This is a genomic window from Microbacterium sp. DWRC1-3, assembly GCF_049896645.1.
Lineage (GTDB): Bacteria > Actinomycetota > Actinomycetes > Actinomycetales > Microbacteriaceae > Microbacterium > Microbacterium maritypicum.
Genome location: NZ_JAFCUS010000001.1, coordinates 2,490,520 through 2,510,677 on the forward strand (window position 1 = coordinate 2,490,520; position 20,158 = coordinate 2,510,677).

A 20,158-nucleotide genomic window follows, 5' to 3' on the forward strand; every position below is an offset into this window, starting at 1 on the left:
GTCGGGAGAACGGACGGATGTCGGGTGACACGCCGCAGGTCGGTCCTGCAGACGCACATCCGCCCGACAGGTGTGCTGTCGGGCGGATGGCGAAGCGCGGCGAGGAGCGTTACTTCACGCTGCCGGCGGTGAGTCCGCCGACGAGTCGCTTCTCGATGAGCATGAACAGGATGACCACCGGCAGGATCGCGACGATCGAGACGCCGAACACGTACTGCCAGCTGGTCTCGTACTGACCGACGAACTTGGTCAGAGCGACCGACAGCGGCTGGTTCTTGTCGGTCGACAGGATCACGAGGGATGCCGCGAACTCGTTCCAGCAGGCGACGAACGTGAACACGATCGCGGTCACGATGCCCGGCCACACGAGCGGCAGGTTGATCTTGAACAGCACCGTGAAGCGTCCCGCCCCGTCGATCTGGGCGGCCTCGTCGACCTCCTTGGGGATGCCCGCGAAGAACGAGTGCATGATCCACACCGCGAACGACAGGTTGAACGCGGCGTTGATGAAGATCATCGCCACCCAGGTGTCACCGAGTCCGAGGACCGTGAACTGACGGAAGAGACCCGAGGTCAGCACCGCCGGCTGCAGCATCTGCGTGACGATCACGAGGAAGAGGAACACCATGCGGCCGGGGAACTTGAACCGTGCCGTGTAGTACGCCGCCGGCAGCGACACCAGCAGCACGAGCAGCGTCGCGAACACCGCGATCACGATCGTCGAGATCAGGTTGTACGGCAACGGCGTCTCGGGGGTGGACCACATCGTGATGTAGTTCTCCCAGTGCCACTCCGTCGGCAGGTACGTCGGGTCGACCGACCGGATCTGCGGCTTGGTCTTCACGGAGCCGAAGAACATGATCAGGTACGGCAGCACGAAGATCGCGAGCACCAGGAACCCGGCGGCGGTGCGCAGGATGACGCGGGGCAGCGTCACCTGGTCTTCGGTGTAGCGGCGCTTGCGGCCGGGGGTCGGCGGTGTGCGACGGCCGCGGCCACCGGCGGTGGTCACGAGGGCGGTCTCGGTCACGGTCATGATCAGACCTCCTTCATGGGCTTGACGATCTTCACGTAGGCCGCGACGATCAGGATGACGATGAGGAATGCGACGACCGAGAGGGCGCTCGCGACATCGACCTTCTTCTGCAGCTCGATGTACTTGAAGATCAGCGTCATGATCGTGTCGGCGCCGTAGCCGGGGATGGATCCGGTCATCACCTTCAGGATCGGCAGCGAGTTGAAGACGTTGATGATGTTGATGAGGACGGCCACGGCGAGAGCGCTGCGCAGCTGCGGCAGCACGATCGACCAGTAGGTGCGGGCAGGGCTGGCCCCGTCCATCTTCGCGGCCTCGATCGCATCGGCCGGTACCGACTGGAGACCGGCGAGGATCGTGTAGGTCGTGAAGGGGAGAGACACGAAGATCGCGATCACGATCGACCAGATGAAGGCCGTCGTCGGGTTCTTCGTCCACCCGTATCCGACCGCGTCATCCGAGAGCCCGATGTCGTAGAGGAACTTGTTGAAGACTCCGAAGTACGGCTCGAGGCTGTAGTAGAACACCATCGTGGTCATGACGACCGATGCCGCCCACGGCACGATGACGGCCATGCGGACGAGCTGGCGTCCGGGGAAGGCCTTGTTCAGGATCTGGGCGAGGCCGAGCGAGATGACGACCGTGAAGACCACGACCGACACGACCCAGAGGATCGTGCGGAAGAAGATCGGCCAGAACTCGGCGAACGTGAAGACCGTGACGAAGTTGTCGAAGCCGACCGATCCCTTGTCGAGGCCCGACAGCGAGATGTCGCGCGTCGAGTTGAAGAACATCACTCCGGCGGGGAAGAACACCACGCCGATGATGAGCAGCAGTGCGGGGGCGATCCAGGGCAGCGCCTGGAGGAGGTCCTTTCCGCCCGGCCTGCCCCGAAGAGCATCCGGGGTCTTCCGGGTGCGGGGGCGGCCGGTGGCCGCCCCCGCGAGGTTCGAGGACTCTGTCTTCTGGTTCATTCGGGTACCCGAACCTCTCCGTTCAGCGGGCTCAGCCCGCGTCGACCTGCGCCTGGATCTCGGTCAGCACGTCCTGAGCCGGCTTCGTCTGGATCTGACCGAACAGGGACTTGAACGCACCGTCTGCGGCAGACCACTGCGGGTTCGTCGACGGGTAGAACTGCGCGTCGGGCAGCACGTCGAGGAACGGCTTGAGAGCCTCCTCGCCGGAGAGCTGCTCAGCACCGGACTTGGTGACGGGCAGGAAGCCCTCGGCCTGCACCCACGGCACGTACACGTCTGCCGAGTAGTAGTAGTCGAAGAACTTGGTGATCGCTTCCTTCTTGTCGTCGTCGTTCTGGAACGCCATCAGCTGGTCCATGACGCCGAGCGTGAACGGCGAGCCGTCCTTGGTCGGGATCGGGACGATCGAGTAGTCCAGGTCGGGGTTGCCCTCTGCGATCTGGCCGACCGTCGGCGGGAGGCCGACCTGCATGCCGATCTTGCCCTGGATGAAGATGTCCATCAGCGGGGAGCGCTGCGTCGAACCCGGGTCGGCCTGGGTCGCACCCGCGTCGATCATCTTCTTGATCTGCTCGGCACCCGCCAGGTTCTCGGGGGTGTCGATCGTGATCTCGGATGCGTCGCCGAACGATCCGCCGCCGCCCCACAGCCACACGGCCGCTTCGGCCTGAGCCTCTTCGGATCCGAGCGGCATGCCGTAACCGGCGACGCCGCCGCCGAGCGCGGACACCTTGGTGGCGGCATCCAGCAGCGAGTCCCAGTCGGTCGGCGCCTCGACGCCGGCCTGGTCGAGCAGGGCGTTGTTGACGAACAGGGCGCGAGCCGACGCGATCAGCGGGAGAGCGTACGCGGTGCCGTCGATCTCGGCGTTCTTGATGAACGAGTCCTGGAAGTCGGAGAAGGTGTCTTCGGAGACGACGTCCTTCGTCGGGTAGAGCAGCTCATCGCCGACGAAGCCCGCGAAGGGTCCGCCGTTGTAGATGTCCGGAGCCTCGCCGGCCTGGATCTTGGTGGAGACGACCTTCTCGAGGTTGTCCCACGACTGCACCTCGAGCTTGACCTTGATGTCGGGGTTCGCCTTCTCGAAACCGTCGATCACCGTCTCCCAGTTGGCCTTGGTGCCGTCGGAGTAGCTGGGGACGAGGAGATCGAGCGTGGTCGCTCCATCGGCATCGCCGCTGTCGCCGGAAGAACCGCCGAACCCGCACGAAGCGAGCGAGAGCGTGGCGACGGCCGCGATGGCGGCGGCGCCGAACCGCAGTGACTTCTTCATGTGTATTGCATTCCTCACTGTGATGTCCGAACCCTCGGCGGCGGGGCCGCTTCGGGAGGGGGGTGTGGTGCACAGTCGCAAGCACATCACGCGACAGTGCGTGGTGATCGCGTCGCCGGGAGGGCTACCGCGATCGTTCAAGCCGGGGCTCGGGGCTCTCGACGTCGGCCGGGGTCGGCGTCGAGGGTGGAACTCGTCTGATTATTTGTCAGGAGAACAAACAAATCAAGGTAAAGCTGGTGTTGCATCAATCTGACGCCATACTATGATCGAATCAAGCTTCAAACAATCACAAGTCTGCAACTTATCGCCAGAAAGGCACATCGATGACCGAATCGCTGCCCGGCGCACACATGCGCGAAGAGCTCAACTCACAGCCTCAGACGTGGGCCACGGCCGCAGATCTGAAGGCCGAGCAGGCGCTGTTGCCTGCCTCCGGTGCCCGGATCGCCGTCGTCGGCTGCGGCACCTCGTGGTTCATGGCGCAGTCGTACGCGGCTCTGCGCGAGTCCGCCGGCCACGGTGAGACCGACGCGTACGCGGCGTCCGAGGCGTTCCTCGACCGCGGATACGACGCCGTCGTCGCCCTCACCCGTTCCGGCACGACCAGCGAGGTGCTCGAGCTCGTCGACCGCATCAAGGGGCGCATCCCCACCGTCGGCGTGATCGGCGACCCGGACTCGCCGCTCGTCTCGCTCGTCGACGAGGCTGTGCTGCTGCCGTTCGCCGACGAGAAGTCGGTCGTGCAGACGCGATTCGCGACCACGGCGCTGGCCCTCTTCCGCGCTTCGCTCGGTGAAGACCTCACCGGAGCCATCGCCGATGCCGAGGCCGTGCTCGCCGAGGACGGCGACGACGAGCTGCGTGACGCCGAGCAGTACACGTTCCTGGGTCGCGGCTGGACGATCGGTCTCGCCCACGAGGCCGCGTTGAAGCTGCGGGAGTCGTCGCAGTCGTGGACCGAGGCGTACCCGTCGATGGACTACCGCCATGGCCCGATCGCGATCGCGGCACCGGGGCGCGTCACCTGGCAGTTCGGCCAGGCTCCCGAGGGGCTCGCGGCGCAGGTCGAGGCCACCGGTGCCCGGTTCGAGCAGCGGACGATCGACCCGCTCGCCGACCTCGTGCGCCTGCACCGCACCGCGCTCGACCGCGCTGTGGCGCGAGGCCTCGACCCCGATCAGCCCCGCAACCTCACGCGATCCGTCATCCTGGATGCATGACGCAACCCGCCGCCGGAGCTGACCATGACCCGAGCTGACGGGACGGCCGCCGTTCCCGACGTCGAGCGTGACGCCACCGGGGAGAAGCTCGCCGCCGTGCGCACCCTCGGTATCGGCGCGCCCGTGCTGGCCTTCGACGTCGGCGGCACCGACATCAAGTCGGCGCTGTTCGACGCCGACGGCACCGCTCTCGGGCTGCGCCGCACGCCGACGCCGATCGCCGAGGGCGACCGCACACAGGTGCTTCTCGAACGCCTCGAGGTGCTGGCGGAGGAACTCCGTGCCGCTCACCCCGAGGTCGTGCCGCAGGCGGTGGGTCTCGTCGTACCGGGGATCGTCGATGCGGATGCCGGACTGGGTGTCTTCGCGAGCAACCTCGGCTGGCACGACTCCCCGCTGCGCGACCTCGCAGCCGATCGCCTCGGGCTGCCCGTGGCGTTCGACCACGACGTCCGCGCCGCGAGTTGGGCGGAACGTCGCCTGGGCGGCGCGCGGGATTACGCCGACTCGGTGGTGCTCGTGATCGGCACCGGGATCGCCGGCGCCTTGCTCGTCGGTGGCGTGCCCTACACCGCCGGGGGATACGCGGGCGAGATCGGGCACTCCCCGATCGCGGACGGGCCGATCTGCGCGTGCGGCGCCCGAGGCTGCCTGGAGGCCGTCGCCTCCGCCGGTGCCATCGCCCGGCGCTACCGCGAGGCGACCGGGATCGCTCCCGACGGCGCGAAGGACGTGATCGCCCGTGCGGCGGCCGGCGACCGGATCGCCGCGGATATCTGGAACTCGGCGCTCGACGCGCTCACGATGTCGCTGGCTCAGCTCACCGCCGTCGTGGCTCCGGAGGCCGTGGTCATCGGCGGCGGCCTGTCGCGCGCCGGAGGCGCACTCTTCGACGAGCTGCGCACCCGCCTGGCCGCACGGCTCAGCTTCCACCGCATCCCCGCCCTCGTGCCCGCCGAGCTCTCCGGCAACGCGGGACTGCTCGGGGCGGCCCTCCGCGCGCGGGAGCTCACGTGATCCTCACCGTCACCCCCAATCCCGCACTCGACCTCACCTGGCGTGTCGAACGGCTCGTCGAAGGTGGAACGCACCGGGCGGATGCTGGGGCCGCACGCGCCGGCGGCAAGGGGCTCAACGTCGCGCGCGTGGCGCACGCCGAGGGCACTGAGGTGCTCGCGGTGACCACTCTGGGCGGTCGGGTCGGCGAGGAGTTCGCCGCAGAGCTCATCGCGAGCGGGGTGCCGCACGCTCTGGTCCCGGTGGCCGCCGAGACCCGTCGCAGCATCGCGGTGGTCGACGAGACCCTCGGAGACACCACGATCATCAACGAGCGGGGCGTGAACCCGACCGACGTCGAATGGGCTGCCGTGCTCGCCGAAGTCGTCGAGCGGCTCTCGGGCGCGCGTGTGCTGGTCGTGTCCGGCAGCGTGCCCCCCGGAGCGCCGGAATCGCTCATCCCCATGCTCATCACGGTGGGCAAGGATGCCGGTGTGCCGGTGATCGTCGACACCTCCGGTCCCGCCCTGCTGCGTGCGGCGGATGCCGGCGCCACCGTGCTCAAGCCGAACGCCGCCGAGCTGGTCGAGGCCACGGGTGTGGCCGACCCGGTCGAGGGCGCCCGCTCGCTGATCGCCCGCGGCACCGAGCTCGTGCTGCTCTCCCTCGGAGCCGAGGGCATGCTCGCGGTCACGGCGACCGCTCTCGTGCATGCGCGTCTCGACGAACCGCTCGCCGGCAACCCCACGGGCGCGGGCGATGCCGGTGTCGCCGCCTGTGCCGTGCTGTACGCCGACGGGGTGCGCGACCCCGAGCAGATCCTCCGCCGGGCCACGGCGTGGTCCGCCGCCGCCGTGCTCACCCCGCTCGCCGGCGACATCTCCCCGCGCTGGCCCGAGATCGAGCAGCAGCTGCGCATCTCGCATCCCGACCCTGAATCGTTCCGGAAGGACCCTTCGTGACCCTCGTCTCCGCTCGTGACCTCGTCTCCGCCGCATCCGCTGCCGGCACCGGAATCGGCGCCTTCAACGTGATCCACCTCGAGACCGCGGAAGGGCTGGTGCGGGCGGCCGCTCTGGCGCAGCTGCCGGTCATCCTGCAGATCTCGCAGAACTGCGCCGACTACCACGGCGGGCTCGAGCCCATCGCCCTGGCCACGCTCGCGGTGGCGCGGCGCGCGCAGACACCCGTCGCGGTGCATCTCGACCACGCCGAGCGGCCCGAGCTGGTCGACGAGGCCATCGCGCTGGGCTTCGGCTCGGTCATGTTCGACGGGGGCGCACTGCCCTACGACGACAACGTGGCCCTGACGGCGGCGGTCGCCGCCCATGCACACGAGGCCGGGGTCTACGTCGAGGGCGAGCTCGGAGAGGTGGGCGGCAAGGACGGGGCGCACGCTCCGGGTGTGCGCACCGACCCCGAAGAGGCACGCGCGTTCGTGGCCGCCACGGGCGTGGACGCCCTCGCGGTCGCGGTCGGCTCCTCGCACGCGATGACCGATCGCACGGCGTCGCTGGACCTCGACCTGATCGGGCGCCTGCACGAAGCGCTCCCGGTTCCGCTGGTGCTGCACGGATCGTCGGGCGTCGCGGATACCGTGATCGCCGACGCCGTGCGCGCCGGGATGACGAAGATCAACGTCTCCACCCACCTGAACGGGTTCTTCACGCGGGCGGTGCGCGACAAGCTCGACGCCGACGAGCGTCTGGTCGATTCCCGCAAGTACCTCGCGCCCGCCCGGGAGGCACTCGCGGAAGAGGCCGCCCGCATGCTCCGACTCTTCGCACTGCAGCCCGCGGAACCGGTGTCCTGATGAAGCGGGCCGCCCGGCTGAACGCGATCCTCGACCTGCTGGCCGCGAAGGGCGAGGTCACGGTCGAAGAACTGGTCGATCGGTTCGAGGCGTCGTCCGCGACCACGCGGCGAGACCTCGACACGCTCGCCGAGCAGCGCCTGCTCACCCGCACCCACGGCGGTGCTGTGGCGCAGACCGTCGCCTATGAGCTGCCCATCCGCTACAAGAGCCACCTGCGCACGCACGAGAAGGAGAGCATCGCGCAGACCGCCGCCGGCCTCGTCGCACCCGGCATGGTGGTGGGGCTCTCCGGTGGCACGACCACCACGGCCATCGCGGCAGCCCTCGCCGCGCGCGACGATCTCGCAGCGAACGGCGGCATCACCGTCGTCACCAACGCCGTGAACATCGCCGCCCAGCTCGCCACGCGGCCCGAGATCAAGGTCGTCGTCACCGGCGGCGTCATCCACTCGCGTAGCTACGAACTCGTCGGTCCGTTCGTGGAGCAGCTGCTGCGCGGGGTGCGGCTCGACATCGCCTTCATCGGTGTGAACGGGATGGATGCCGCCGCCGGTGCGACCACGCAGGACGAGCGCGAGGCCGCGGTCAACCGCATGATGGCCGAGCGTGCCCGCCGCGCGGTCGTGGTGACCGACGCCAGCAAGCTCGGTGTCGAGGCGTTCACGGCCGTCGGCGGGGTCGACCTCTTCCCGACCGTGATCACCGACGCCGGAGCGGACGCCGAAGCACTCGCGTCGCTGCGGGCGGCCGGATACGCAGTGCTGGTCGCCTGACCCCCCCGGACACCCCGAGGGCCTCGACGTCCCCACAACGTCGAGGCCCTCTGAGGGCGTCACGGCTGCGCGCCGCGATGCCCCCGAGCAGATGGTGTCCGTGTCGTGTTCGCGCTCCCCAGTGCGCATGATCCCCAGATCCGACAGCGCCTCCCTCGCGCCTCACCCTTCGAGGCCCTTCGCCTGGCACCTTCCGAAGAACAGGAGCGTGCGGCATCCGTTCTGATACACCGAATGGAGGAAAAATTTCAGAATCCGTCACCGTGGCACTGGAACGGCGCGCTCAGACCGGTGTCGAGGCCTGCCCTCGCGAGCGCGACAGCGGGCGCTGCGCCCTCGGAGAGACCGGTGTGCACGGCGCTGAGCAGTTCCCCGGCCACATCGTCGGGGACCGCGACGGGGGCGGCGATGACGCAGTCGGCTCCGGCGTGCAACCACACCCGCGTCATGCCCAGCGCTTCTTCTCCCCAGCGCACAGAGGAGCGCCCGAGTTCGCAGGCCGAGAGGATCACGGTCGTCGGGACGCGCGGTATCAGGTCGACGTCGTAGCCGAAGAGGATGCCGTCGGTGAGCTCGAACCCCGAGAACAGCGGGTTGTCCACCGCGTGCCGGCCGTGGGCGGCGATGTGGAGCACGTCGGTGGCGGCGGCGAGCTCGGTGACCGCCGCGACCGTCGCCGCGGAGGACTCCAGGATCCGCGGTGCGTGGCCCGCCTCACGCCAGGCCGCAGCCGCACGCGCGACCTCGTCTCCGGCGCGCGGGACACGGGGGCCTGCGGCGAAACCGATCGTCGTCGGCCGGGTCCGGTCGCGGGCGGGCGCGGCCAGCAGACGCGACACGGACGTCGCGAGGGTGAACGCGATGCCGGACATGCCGGGGAGCATCGCCCACGGCACGCCGCCCAGTGCTCCTGGCACGGTGATCGCGAGCCGCGCCGTGGTCGGCACCGCCAGCAGCAGCGGGGTGAGCAGCTCGGCGTCGAGGATCGCCAGCCGTGACGCGAGCGCCCGCGCGGTGACCTCCCCCATCAGCCCGCCACGGGTCAGTGCGACCATGTCGAGGTCGGCGCGGAGGCCGTCGAGAGCCGACTGCACCCGCTCCCATGACAGGTCGACGATGGTCGCCCCCGACGAGGTGACCACGATGGCATGCAGCGTCGAACCGGTGAACACGTAGGACAGGACGACGACGTCGGCGTCGAGCATCGAGGTCGCCTCGGCGAGTCCCCAGCGTTCGCGGGTGCCGCCGGATCCTGTGGCCGCCCATTGCCGCTCGCGCACGCGGTCGCGGAGGGTGCGCACCCTGGCATCCGTCGTCCAATCGGCGCCGGCCAGCTCGGCGCGCAGCATTCGCAACTCCGCCAGATCCACCGCCAGGGATTCGTCACGCGGGGGCCGCACCGGGGCGACCTGCTGGCTGAGGTGGCGCGCGCGTTCGGACCACTCGAACAGGATCGCGGGGTCGCGCAGCCGGGCAGCAGCGGCGAGGCCGGCGAACATCAGGTCGCTGCCGTGCATCGCGACGGATGCCTGCAGGTCGAGTGCACCGAAGGACTGCTGCCAGGCGGTGAGCAGGTCGAGGCCTTCGGCAGCCGCACGCAGCGCGTCGCGGTCACGGCCGGCAGCCGCGGCGCGCGCAGCACGCACCTCGTGGGCGCGCAGGCGCAGAGGCGTGGGGGCGGCGTCGTCCAGTCGCGGGAGGCGTCCGGTGCCGTCGCGTCGAGCACTCAGTCGCAGTCCTGTCGCCTCGGTGCGAAAACCTCCCCGGTCCAAGGCTTTCGCTGTGCGGGCGAATTCCGCTTCGTCGATGGGGCGGTGCGGTCTCGCCCGCTGCTGCGCCTCGAGGCGCACCGCCTCGGCTCGCGCCGCCCACCCGTGGTTCGCGAGTGCCGTGAACCGTCGCGCCGCGGTGCGGGCTGCGCGCTCGGCGGCGGCGGGATCGTGGCGCAGGAGCGAGCGGGCGAGGTGGAACTCGGACTCGCCTCTGGCCTGCCGCATCCGCTGCGCGCCGAACTGGGTGGCGACCTGCTCCAGCAGCGCTTCGGCCTCGGTCGTGAGACCCGCGTCGCGCAGCACCTCCGCCCGGTCGAGGTCGCTGATCGCCGCCGCGAGGTCGCTGATCGCGGCGAGCTTCGGTCGGGAGCGGGTCATCAGGGTGAGCGCGGTGACGAGGTCTCCGCCGAGCAGCGCCGCGTACCCGAGATTGTGCCGGGCCTCCGCCAGCGGCTCCTCGTCGTCGTTCGCCTCGTACACGGCCACCGCGCGCCGCAGATCCGCGATGCAGGAGTCGAGCTCGCGCTGCTGCATCCGCACCACGGATCGGTTCATGAGGCAGTTCGCGAGCTCGGTCGTCTCGTCTCCGACGGCCGTGAGCGTCTCGATCGCACGGGTGAGTTCGGCCTCGGCGTCGCCCAGCCGACCGCTGTGCGTCAGGAGCGTGCCGAGCTGGCCGCTGAGCACCGCGATGGTCTCGGCGCGCAGCCCGGATCGGCCGAGGGCGTCGCGACACAGCTGCTCTGCGGCCGCCGGCTCTCCCGTCTGGGCGAGGACGTAGGCGGTCGTGCCGTCGATGCGCGCACGAAGATCAGGGTCTTCGGTGCGGGCGGATGCCGCGTCGAGAGCGCGCTGTGCCTGCGTGAATCGCCGGGCGTTGGCCGCTTCGACCCCGCGCCGGTGCAGCTCGATCGCGGACAGGGGCATCCCTTCAGAATGCCCTGCGTCGGGGCCGCAGGGAAGAGCGCGTATTCCGAGCGGGAGCGGTGCGTGATCGCTCGGGTGAGGCAGTGGACACCTGTCGGGAGGAAGAGCACGTGTCGGGCGACACGCCGCGTTCGGATCCGACAGCCGAACATCCGCCCGACAGGTGCACCAGGACGAGCCGCCGGAGCGTGTCCCGCGAGCCGCTCGGGCGGCGCTCGGCACCAGGACGAGCCGCCCGCATCGGTACGGACGGCTCGTCCCGGGGGTGCGTCAGTCGAGGTCGACCGGGGTCGGCAGGGACTTCAGGACGGCGGCGACGGCTTTCGCCGCAGCGGCGGGGCTGACGCCGCCGACGGGGACGGTGCCGAGCTGGGCGGCTATGCGCGCTGCGACGTACGGGGCCGAGAACGAGGTGCCGCTCCACACCGCGAACCCGCCCCGATAGTCGTCGGGATCGATCGTCTCGCGGCGGAGGCCCTCGACGTCGGCCCTCGTGACCGCCTGGGTGCCGCCGACGAACGCGGGGGATGTGCTCACCACGGCGGCCCCCGGCGCGTAGGCCTGAACCCACGGGCCGATGTTCGAGAAGAGGGCGACCGACTGCGCCGAGGGGTTCAGCGCTCCGACCGACACGAGCGGCGCGTCTCTGTCCCGACGGATGCCGTTGTCGGCGCCGGGCCAGGACCAGAGCGACGCCGGGAACGAGGGACGGTCGATCGCGTCGTTGCCGGCCGAGCACACGACCACGCAGCCGAGCTCGCGTGCCTTGGCCAGCAGCTGGTATAGCGTGAGGCTGAACAATCCGTCGATCGGCGTCTCGTGGTAGTAGCTGAGCGACAGGTTCAGCACATCGATCGGGAAGCCGGTCTTCGGATCCTCCCGGTGGCGGGCCAGCAGGGTCACGACCTGGGCCACGGTCTCGAGCAGCGTGCTCTCGTCGACCACCCCGAGGGCTCCCGCCACCCGGATCGAGAGGATGTCCGCCTCCGGAGCCGCCTGTCTGACGATGCCGGCGATGAACGTGCCGTGTCCGGCGACCGCGTCGATCTCACCGTCGAGCTGCCCGTACAGGTCGGGGTAGCGTTCCGGATCGGCGTCGTCGGTCAGCCCGACCGGCACGCCGTCGAGGTCGACCGTGCGCGTGACGATGTCGGCAGGCAGCCAGGCGTGCTCGCCGCAACCGGTGTCGAGCACCGCGACCACGGGGCGCCGTCCGCGTTTCGGCGCGGGTCCGCGCACAGGGGCGGGGCCCAACCAGCTCACGGGCTGCCGTGCGCCGCGTCCGGGCTCGAGGTAGTCGTCGCTGCCGCCCGCGCCCCCTCCGGCGCCGCGCACCGGGTTCGTGCGGGTGAACGGGTTGGTGCGTGTGAAGGGGTTCGTCCTGGTGAAGGGATTGAGCCCGACCGGATCGATGGACAGCACGTGGTCGAGGCTCGTCCGCGGCATCGTCGAGCGCGACATGCGGCGTGCGCGCTGGAGCACTCGCCAGGCGTCGGGTGCGACGGGTGACTCGCCCCTGACCGGTTCGTCGGGAGTCCGCAGCCGTGCGCGAAGGAAGCTGGGAACCCCCGGAACCAGCTCGCCATCGACCGCCGAGCGGGTGCCGTCCTCGATCTCGAGCTGCCATCCGAAGGTGTCGGCGGCATCACGCAGAGTGCGCACCTCGCGGTCGTAGGCCTCCCCGTCGCCGAGGGCGCGGGTGATCAGCAGCCGCTCCGGCAGATACGCCGTCGGAAACGCGCGGATGCCGTCCACCGGCTCCGTGCTCGGATCGAGCGCGGTTCCCCGGCGGATCGATCCCTCCGCGCGGTCCTGCCAGGTCCATCCCTTGGGCTGATCCATGCGTCATCCTCTCCCTGCGGGTCGCCCCGCGTCCTCATCGACGGGCGGCGCCCGTGGTCACAGCTCGAACTGCGGGGTCGCGAGCGTGCGCGTCTCGTCCCCGACCGCGGTCGTCAGGCGCACGCGCGTGAGACCGGGCGGCACCTCGTCGAACACGAAGCGTCCGGTCTCCTCCGGCGAGACCGACCTGGCCTTCTCTCCCTGCGTCAGGACGATCTCGGCGGCCGCGGTGTCGACCCAGCCGTCGACGCGGCGGCGGCCGGAAGCGGTGGTCGTCACATGCAGCAGGATGCTGGTGGAGCCGTCGCTGAACTGCAGGGTGAGTGCATCCGCCTCGCCGCGCACCTCGCCGAGCTGTCCCTCGACCAGGGTCAGCAGTGCATACTCGCTGTTCAGGCCGTCCGAAGCGACTGCGGCGACCATGCGGTCGATCAGGCCCGCGGGCACCGGGTCGACCGCTCTCCAGTGCGTGCGGAGCCGGGCGAGCATCCTGGCGTCTTCGTGGTCGGTCATGCGAGTCCCCCCGCCGGCGCTGTCGGCGGTGCGTCCAGCAGGGCGCGGAGCTTCGCGAGGCACCGGTTCCGTGTGGGGCCGATGCTGCCGATGGGCATCGCGAGGTCGCTGGCGATGTGCGCATAGTCCGGGCGGTCCTCGAAGGCGATCACGCGCAGCAGCCTCTGACAGCGGTCGTTCAGGCGGCGTACGGCCGACCACAGCCGACGGTTCTCGTCGCCGATGGTCGCGTGCTCCTCGGCCGACGCCTGCTCGGGGAGCAGGGTGTCGAGATCGTCGACATCGGTCGTGTCGACCTTGCCGTGTGCCTTCGCGACCTTCCAGGCTTCGCGGCGTGCTGTGGTGGTGAGCCAGGCCGACACGGCCCGCGAATCGCTGATCGATCCGTGACCGCGCACCAGCCGCAGCCAGGTGGTCTGCACGACGTCTTCGGCGAGGGTGCGTTCGAGTCCGTAGGCGCGCACGACGTGCCAGAGCACGGGCGTCATCAGCCGTACGAGCTCGTCCATCGCGCGGCTGTCGCTCTCGCGCCATGCGTCGAACAGATCTGCGGCGCGCTCCCAGCGTGCACGCCCGTCATCCGAGGCATGATCGAGACCGGCGCCGGGTGCACCGTCGATCATGAAGCCCATTGTGATCACACCTACCAGGAGCGCGGCAAGGGCTTTCTGATACAAGTCCGCATCCAAGAATTCCGCATCCCGGCGGCGGTCGGCAGCCACAGGCGATGTCGATAGCGTTGAGGGGTGATCCCGCTCGCCGTCCTGCTCTTGCTCAACGCCGCCTTCAACGCCCTCGTCTGGCCGCGGTTCTACACGCGCGTCGCCAAGGATCCGCGGGCGCGCGACGAGAACGGCAGGGCCACGGCATTCCTCAAGGTGCACGCCGTCCTCATCGCGATCGCTCTCGTGCTCGCCCTGGTCTCCCTGCTCGCCGGCATCGCGGCACTGACCGGCGCGCTCTAGCCCGCACGGCTGCCGGCGCACACCGCTGCGGCATCAAGCCGTCTCGTACTGCTTCGCGTGCGCGGCCCAGCGCGCTTCGACCGGCAGTGCCCGCAGCGCCCTGTTGCCCACGGCGAGGAGGACCGCGACCAGGCACAGCGCGGCGCAGATCAGGATGGTGCCTTCGCGGCCGATCCAGGCGAGTCCGGAGCCGGCGATCAGGGGAGCGAGTGGCATCGCACCCATGCCGAGCACTCCGGCGGCGCTGTTGGCTCGACCGAGCAGGTGGCTCGGGGTGGCGACCATGAAGTAGCCCATCATGCCGGCGTTGAGCGCGGGCACGAGCAGGACCGAGGCGCCGAGCACCACCGCGATGGCCCAGGGCCCGGTGACCATCGACAGCACGATCGCGCCGACCGAGACGACCGAGAGCCCGGCGATGGTCAGGATCCCGGTCTTGATCCGCGGGACGAGCAGCGGAGCGCACACGGCGCCCACGAGCATCACGGCCCCGATCGATGCGCTCAGGGTGCCGATCAACAGCTCGGAGTACCCGTCCTGCTGGAGGGCGTAGATGACGGTCGTGATCGTGGCGTTGAAGCCGAGGTTGATGACCGTCGTGATGAGCAGCACACCGCCGAGGTCGGGGCGGGAGAGCAGCCAGCCGAACCCCTCGCGCAGCTCCGCCCAGGCGTTGGGCTTCGTCGTCGGGGCCGGAGCGACGTCGTCGTCCGCGCCCGCATCGACCACTCCTGCACGACGGGCCTGACGCCCCAGCATCCACGCGGTCAGGGCTGCGATCGCGTGGCACAGCGTCATGACCGCGCCCACGAGCCATCCGCCGACGCCCAGCAGCAGACCGCCGAGCGGTCCGCCCGCGAGCTGGAGCGCCGCGTCGCGCCCTTGGTTCGCCGCCTGCGCTCGGCCCATCGCGTCGTCGGGCACGATCTCCTTGATCGCGCTCTCACCGGCGACGTCGAAGAGTCCGCTGCGCGCGGCGAGCAGCACGTCGATCACGAGCAGTGATCCGAACGTCATCGCGTCGCCGAGGGCGAGGAGGGTGAAGCCGCCGGCGAGCACGATGCCGATGAGCGAGCCGAGGAGCATCAGCGCGATGCGGCGATGACGGTCGGCCAGCACGCCGCCGGCCAGGGTCATGAGCAGTCGCGCGATCATTCCGGCTCCGCCGATGATGCCGGCCTGGGCGGGGTCGTTCGTCACGATCAGGGCGAGCAGGGGGATGGCGAAGCCGAACAGGGAAGCCGCGAGGCCCTTGCTCGTGTCGCTCACCAACCAGGTGAGGTAGCGGGTGTTGCGCCACAGACGGTGGGGCTCGGTGACGGTGGTCATGGGACGAGAGTAGATGCGCAAGAACTATTGCGCAAGTCTTATTGCGCAATTGTGGGTGCGAGTAGGATCGGCACATGACGGAGGACAGCGCGAAGAGCACGAGCACCGATCCCGTCTGGATGACCTCGGCCATGCTCAAGGCCTACTCGCACCCCCTGCGACGCCAGATGATCCGGCTGTTCTCACGGCGGGACTTCCTCCGCGCCGCCGACATCGCCGCCGAGCTCGGCGTTCCGGCGAACAGCGCCAGCTTCCATCTGCGCGCCCTCGCCGATGCCGGGCTCATCGAAGAGGCACCAGACAAAGCTCGTGACCGACGCGATCGTGTCTGGACGGGGCACAAGGGCGCGCTCAACGTCGGCGGTCCGGAGAGCCCCGTCCCGGATGAGGCCCTCGGCGTCGCGGTGGTCGCCGCGCTCGTCGAAGACCATCAGGATCTGATCCGTCGGGTGATGGCCTGGACCCCGGAGTACGTCGCCGGACGCACGAGGGAGGTGCACGCCGCCTTCACCCAGCGCACGATCCGGCTCACGGAGTCGGAGTTCGACGACGTGATGGTGAAGATCAACGACATCCTGAGTGCGGCCGACGACGCGCACGACAGCGCGGACCCGGACGGCCGCTACTGGCAGATGGACCTGGTCGTCGCCGACGACACCATCTGAGGTGGCGGCCCGGGTCGGATCAATCCTCGGCCGGAGGGCGCGTACCGCTCAGGATCAGGATGCGACGCAGGTGCATCGCGGTGAGCACACCGGGTCCCATCGAGCGCCGCACATCGATGGTGCGGTCGTCGACCGTCTCGAGAAGCAGCCGGATCGCGCGCGCCGCTTCACCGCGGGCGCGATGATCGTCGCTCGAGGAGGCATCCCCCCGCGCGATCACATCGGCGACCGCGTGACAGGCCGCAGAGAGGGGCGCAGGCAGAGCGGGGTCGAGCGCCAGTGCCGACGGCCGGTCCCAGATCGTGTCGGCGATCTCGTCGGAGATGTCGCGGATGAGATGGGCGATGCGATCGAGAGCCGCGAGCTCGTCGTGGCTCTGCTGGATCCGTGTGCGATGCCCCCTGGCGCGAGGGTTGCCCCGTCGGCTCTCGTCCGCCTCCGTCAGCGCCGCTCGTAGTTCGGAGGAGGTGTCGGCGAGAGAGGCCGCATCGTCGGCCCATTGCTCGTGCTCGGGCGGCCATGCCTCCGACACCGCGGATCCGATGTCGTGCAGGTGCGCGGCCAACTGCTCCCGGAACGCCGCCACCCGTCCCGCCGCGGCGACGGTGAGTGGTGCGGGTGCGATCACCAGGTTCACCACCAGCCCGACGACCACGCCGACCGCCGTCTGGGTGAGGTAGCCGAGCGAATAGTCGTCGGCGTTCTGTCCGCCGATGATCAGCACGAACAGGGCGGCCATCGGCACGTATTCGCGGCCGACGCCGAACCAGCCCGTGCCCGAGAGCAGCACTCCGACGCCGACCACGAGGGGGATCGTCCACCAGGTCGGGTCGACCGTCAGCACCACGATCGTGGCGAGACCGATTCCCGTGGCGAGACCGAGCAGCGTCTGCAGGCTCGACTTCGCCGAACCCATCAGCGTCGGGTACATGCTCAACAGGGCCCCGAGGGGCGCGTAGTACGGGTACTGGTCGGTGACCCCGGGCATGTGCGGAGCGATCATCCACGCCAGTCCGACGGCCAGGGTCGTCTTGGCCACGAGCAGCAACCGGGCAGGGCGGACGGCGTCGTGGAGCGCGCGTCGGGCGCCCGCTCGTCGTACCCGGAGCCGGGTGCGGGTCTGCGTCACGGCATCCTCTCTGTCGGGGGCAGGGGGTTCCGCGAGCGTAGGCGCTCCGGTGCGCAGGAGGCGAGCGGGTTGCGTGCTCGGCGGCGTACCGGTAGCGCGCACACGCGACGCCGGCCGCCCGGGAGGGCGACCGGCGTCGGCGAGAGGGATGGATCTGCGGGGGGGGTCTACGGGATGGCTCTGCGGAAGGCGAGGAACGAGACGCCCATGAGGGCCGCCGTGACCACGAGGCCCCAGAGGGCGAGACCGAGGGCGCCGAGGCTTCCGATCCCCGTCCAGACCTGCCCCCACAGCTCGAACCGCGTCACGAGATACGAGAGCCCGACCAGCACGAGCGCCAGCGCGACCCACCCGATCGTGAGCACCATCAGACCCCAGCTCTTGTAGATGGTGGCGCCGGTGAACCCGACCACGAAGAAGAACAGCGCGAGGGTGAAGTAGACGACGAAGGCCCCGAGCGGACCGGCCTCCCACAGCCACGGGATGTAGAACACCCACCCGTTCACGCCGTAGCCGTTCGTGGCGACTTCGATCCCCCCGCCGATCAGGAACAGGATCCCCATGAGGGTGCTGGCGATGATGGCGGTGAGCATGGTGCCGAGGAAGAACTCGCGTCGCGTGATGCTCATCGCCTGAGAGAAGGGGAACGTGAGCGTCATCGCAGAGATGCCGATGGCGAAGAAGTACCACAGGGGCGCCTGTCCTCCGCCGCCGTAGATCGCGATGTCGTCGGGGATCATCCCGTAGATCAGTATCGAGATCGCCGTCGCCGCGCCGAGGATGATCAGCGGCACCCAGATGAAGGTCTGCCGGTTGATCAGCTGCAGGCGGATGACGTTGAGTGTGCGTCGCATCAGCGCACCTCCTCTTTCGTGACGGCGGATCTCGTGGCGTCGGCCTCGACCTTCTGGGTGAGACGCACGATCAGCTGCTGCAGCGAGACCGGCGCGAGATCGAGCCCTGCTGCCGCGATCTGCGCGCGCTCCTCCGCGGATACGGCGCCGAGGACGGTGACGGATGCCACGCGCCCGAGCGCCTCGCGGTGCAGCACCTCTCGGTTGCCGACCCAGGCGTCGACCTTCGCGGCGTCGCCCACCACGGTCACGGCGCGGTCGCGGACCGCATCCGTGTCCTCGTTCAGGAGGATCTGGCCGTTGTCGATCACGATGACCTTCTCGATGAGGTTCGAGACCTCGTCGATCAGGTGCGACGAGAGGATGACGGTGCGCGGGTGCTCGGCGTAGTCCTCGATCAGGCGGTCGTAGAAGATCTGCCGGGCGACGGCGTCGAGGCCGAGGTAGGGCTCGTCGAAGAACGTGATCTCGGCGCGCGAGGCGAGTCCGATGATCACCCCGACCGCGGAGAGCTGACCGCGGGAGAGCTTCTTGATGGTCTGCTTCATCGGCAGCTGGAACTGGGCGATGAGCTCGTCGGCGAGGGCCTGATCCCAGTTCGGGAAGAACAGGCTCGCGGCCTTGAACGCGTGCTTGGGGTGGGCGTCGTCCGGGTACTTCTGGCTCTCGCGGACGAAGCAGATCCGGCTGAGCACGTGCGCGTTCTCGTACGGGTGCTCACCGAACACCTTCACGGTGCCGGACGACTCGAAGTTCTGAGCGGTGAGGATCGACATGAGTGTCGTCTTCCCCGCACCGTTGCGGCCGAGGAGGCCGTAGATCGCGCCTCCCTCGATGGCGAGCGACACGTTGTCGAGCGCTCGCTTCTCCTTGTAGCGCTTGCTGAGGTTGTGCACCTCGATGACGGCGGTCATGCGGAGGTCTTCCCTTCTGCGTCAGTGGTCAGTGCGGCACGCTGCCGGAGCAGGGCCGCGAGGTCTTCGGCGCCGAGCCCGAGCGTGCGGGCTTCGGCGAGGAGCGGGTCGATGTAGCGGTCGGCGAACGCGGCGCGGCGCTCGCCGAGGAGGAGATCCCTGGCGCCCTCCGCGACGAACATGCCGATGCCTCGGCGCTTGTAGAGCACTCCCTTGTCGGTGAGCACGGCGACTCCCTTCGCTGCGGTGGCGGGGTTGATCCGGTAGAACGCGGCCAGCTCGTTCGTGGAGGGGGCCTGGGCCTCTTCGGCGAGTGAGCCGTCGACGATCGAGTCCTCGATCTGCTCGGCGATCTGGACGAAGAGCGGCTTGCCTTCTTCGATCACGAGTCCTCCGCGTGGTTAGTGGGTTACTTACTCGACTAAGTAACCACATAACCCGGACGAGTGTCAACCCCTACCCGGGCGCCGGGTCCGGAGGCTGGCGGAACGGATGTCGGGAGGGCGGGCGGATGTCGGGCGAGAATGCACCGAATGCCCCGACAGTCGTGCATCCTCCCGACAAATGATCCGAGGCGAGACGGAACGGCGGGCGGGACGGTACAGCGGGGCGGGCGGGAGTCAGCTCGGTTCGGTCTCGCGGCGCTGTTCGTGCCAGTCGTCGACGATCTGCAGCATGCGCGCGGAGAGGAAGCGGAAGAACTCGGCGAGCTCGACGGCCCGGTCGTGGGCGCCCTGGTCGTCGGTGTGCGCGGCGGCGATGTCGTCGATGTACGCGGACAAGCGGGAGTACACGGGCATGTTCCCCGCGATCGAAGTCGTGAACGGGTCGTGCACGAACTCGTAGCGGTCGCGGCGCTCCCCCTGCCGTGAGCGGCGCTGGACGAAGTGCAGCTGCTGCAGGTAGCGCACCGCGCCGGAGACGGCCGCAGCCGAGACGCCGAGACGCTCGCCGAGCTGGGAGGCCGTATACCCGCCCTCGGGCGCGGCGATCAGCGCCATCATCACCCGCGCCGGCATGCGGGGCATTCCCGCAGCGGTCATCATGGCCGCCGCCTTCTCCGCCGGTTCGATCCCTCGATGCACCGCGGCGGTCTCGAGGTCGGAGGTCTCGAGGTCGGCGGTGTCGAGGCTCTCGGTGCTGTCGTCGGGCAT

20 protein-coding genes are annotated in these 20,158 nt (G+C 69.6%); 7 read left to right on the forward strand and 13 right to left on the reverse strand.

Annotated elements, in window-relative coordinates; all coding sequences use genetic code 11:
• Positions 1–109: 109 nt before the first annotated feature.
• The 3 genes from ACP699_RS12095 to ACP699_RS12105 are packed head-to-tail and all read right to left on the reverse strand — an operon-like array spanning position 110 to position 3,286.
• Complete coding sequence (locus ACP699_RS12095) at positions 110–1,036, reverse strand: carbohydrate ABC transporter permease (RefSeq protein WP_017830027.1); 927 nt, start codon at positions 1,034–1,036, stop codon at positions 110–112.
• A 2-nt stretch (positions 1,037–1,038) separates the two neighbouring features.
• The gene (locus tag ACP699_RS12100; protein ID WP_055871773.1) at positions 1,039–2,010 is read right to left on the reverse strand and encodes a carbohydrate ABC transporter permease; all 972 of its coding nucleotides are present in this window, start codon (positions 2,008–2,010) and stop codon (positions 1,039–1,041) included.
• 31 nt (positions 2,011–2,041) lie between these two features.
• Positions 2,042–3,286, reverse strand: a complete 1,245-nt coding sequence (locus ACP699_RS12105; protein WP_055871776.1) for an extracellular solute-binding protein — start codon at positions 3,284–3,286, stop codon at positions 2,042–2,044.
• Positions 3,287–3,612: 326 nt separating this feature from the next.
• On the opposite strand from ACP699_RS12105, the gene ACP699_RS12110 reads away from it, so the two are divergent.
• Genes ACP699_RS12110 through ACP699_RS12130 form a run of 5 tightly spaced genes read left to right on the forward strand, consistent with a single transcriptional unit; the run spans position 3,613 to position 8,094 of the window.
• Positions 3,613–4,509, forward strand: a complete 897-nt coding sequence (locus ACP699_RS12110; protein ID WP_017830030.1) for an SIS domain-containing protein — start codon at positions 3,613–3,615, stop codon at positions 4,507–4,509.
• A gap of 24 nt (positions 4,510–4,533) precedes the next feature.
• Positions 4,534–5,526, forward strand: coding sequence for an ROK family protein (locus ACP699_RS12115; RefSeq protein ID WP_082531548.1), 993 nt, complete (start codon positions 4,534–4,536; stop codon positions 5,524–5,526).
• Positions 5,523–6,467: a 1-phosphofructokinase family hexose kinase gene (locus tag ACP699_RS12120; protein ID WP_426171330.1), complete on the forward strand. Its 945-nt coding sequence runs from the start codon at positions 5,523–5,525 to the stop codon at positions 6,465–6,467. The genes ACP699_RS12115 and ACP699_RS12120 overlap by 4 nt, the downstream gene beginning before the upstream one ends.
• Positions 6,464–7,318: a class II fructose-bisphosphate aldolase gene (locus tag ACP699_RS12125; RefSeq protein ID WP_426171331.1), complete on the forward strand. Its 855-nt coding sequence runs from the start codon at positions 6,464–6,466 to the stop codon at positions 7,316–7,318. Before ACP699_RS12120 ends, ACP699_RS12125 begins: the two co-directional genes overlap by 4 nt.
• Complete coding sequence (locus ACP699_RS12130) at positions 7,318–8,094, forward strand: DeoR/GlpR family DNA-binding transcription regulator (protein ID WP_055871791.1); 777 nt, start codon at positions 7,318–7,320, stop codon at positions 8,092–8,094. The genes ACP699_RS12125 and ACP699_RS12130 overlap by 1 nt, the downstream gene beginning before the upstream one ends.
• Before the next feature lie 248 nt (positions 8,095–8,342).
• Here the strand turns inward: ACP699_RS12130 and ACP699_RS12135 are convergent, their stop codons facing one another.
• The 4 genes from ACP699_RS12135 to ACP699_RS12150 form a co-directional block, all read right to left on the reverse strand.
• On the reverse strand, positions 8,343–10,793 hold the full coding sequence (locus ACP699_RS12135) for a CHAT domain-containing protein (protein ID WP_426171334.1): 2,451 nt from the start codon (positions 10,791–10,793) through the stop codon (positions 8,343–8,345).
• A gap of 270 nt (positions 10,794–11,063) precedes the next feature.
• Positions 11,064–12,635, reverse strand: coding sequence for a S8 family peptidase (locus ACP699_RS12140; protein ID WP_426171336.1), 1,572 nt, complete (start codon positions 12,633–12,635; stop codon positions 11,064–11,066).
• A gap of 57 nt (positions 12,636–12,692) precedes the next feature.
• Positions 12,693–13,148: a hypothetical protein gene (locus tag ACP699_RS12145; protein WP_426171338.1), complete on the reverse strand. Its 456-nt coding sequence runs from the start codon at positions 13,146–13,148 to the stop codon at positions 12,693–12,695.
• Positions 13,145–13,771 (reverse strand): RNA polymerase sigma factor, encoded by a 627-nt coding sequence (locus ACP699_RS12150; RefSeq protein ID WP_229778765.1) that lies wholly within the window; start codon positions 13,769–13,771, stop codon positions 13,145–13,147. The genes ACP699_RS12145 and ACP699_RS12150 overlap by 4 nt, the downstream gene beginning before the upstream one ends.
• Before the next feature lie 123 nt (positions 13,772–13,894).
• Between ACP699_RS12150 and ACP699_RS12155 the strand changes: the two genes are divergently transcribed.
• The gene (locus ACP699_RS12155) at positions 13,895–14,113 is read left to right on the forward strand and encodes an SCO4848 family membrane protein (protein WP_055871807.1); all 219 of its coding nucleotides are present in this window, start codon (positions 13,895–13,897) and stop codon (positions 14,111–14,113) included.
• Positions 14,114–14,146: 33 nt separating this feature from the next.
• Here ACP699_RS12155 and ACP699_RS12160 read toward each other — a convergent pair whose 3' ends face one another.
• Entirely contained in the window at positions 14,147–15,442 is a 1,296-nt protein-coding gene (locus ACP699_RS12160; RefSeq protein ID WP_426171341.1) for an MFS transporter, read from the reverse strand.
• 74 nt (positions 15,443–15,516) lie between these two features.
• On the opposite strand from ACP699_RS12160, the gene ACP699_RS12165 reads away from it, so the two are divergent.
• Positions 15,517–16,107 (forward strand): winged helix-turn-helix domain-containing protein, encoded by a 591-nt coding sequence (locus ACP699_RS12165; RefSeq protein WP_055871813.1) that lies wholly within the window; start codon positions 15,517–15,519, stop codon positions 16,105–16,107.
• 19 nt (positions 16,108–16,126) lie between these two features.
• On the opposite strand, the gene ACP699_RS12170 is transcribed toward ACP699_RS12165, so the two are convergent.
• The 5 genes from ACP699_RS12170 to ACP699_RS12190 all read right to left on the reverse strand — a co-directional run bounded on the left by ACP699_RS12170 (position 16,127) and on the right by ACP699_RS12190 (position 20,158).
• Positions 16,127–17,236, reverse strand: coding sequence for an aromatic acid exporter family protein (locus ACP699_RS12170; RefSeq protein WP_426171343.1), 1,110 nt, complete (start codon positions 17,234–17,236; stop codon positions 16,127–16,129).
• A 167-nt stretch (positions 17,237–17,403) separates the two neighbouring features.
• Positions 17,404–18,090, reverse strand: a complete 687-nt coding sequence (locus tag ACP699_RS12175) for a hypothetical protein (protein WP_151487340.1) — start codon at positions 18,088–18,090, stop codon at positions 17,404–17,406.
• Positions 18,090–19,004 carry an ABC transporter ATP-binding protein gene (locus ACP699_RS12180; protein ID WP_314475465.1) on the reverse strand — a complete coding sequence of 305 codons (915 nt, stop codon included), beginning with the start codon at positions 19,002–19,004 and terminating at the stop codon, positions 18,090–18,092. Before ACP699_RS12180 ends, ACP699_RS12175 begins: the two co-directional genes overlap by 1 nt.
• Positions 19,001–19,390 (reverse strand): GntR family transcriptional regulator, encoded by a 390-nt coding sequence (locus ACP699_RS12185; protein ID WP_055875682.1) that lies wholly within the window; start codon positions 19,388–19,390, stop codon positions 19,001–19,003. The genes ACP699_RS12180 and ACP699_RS12185 overlap by 4 nt, the downstream gene beginning before the upstream one ends.
• A gap of 234 nt (positions 19,391–19,624) precedes the next feature.
• A complete protein-coding gene (locus ACP699_RS12190; RefSeq protein WP_426171347.1) occupies positions 19,625–20,158 on the reverse strand; it encodes a GbsR/MarR family transcriptional regulator in 534 nt (177 codons plus the stop codon).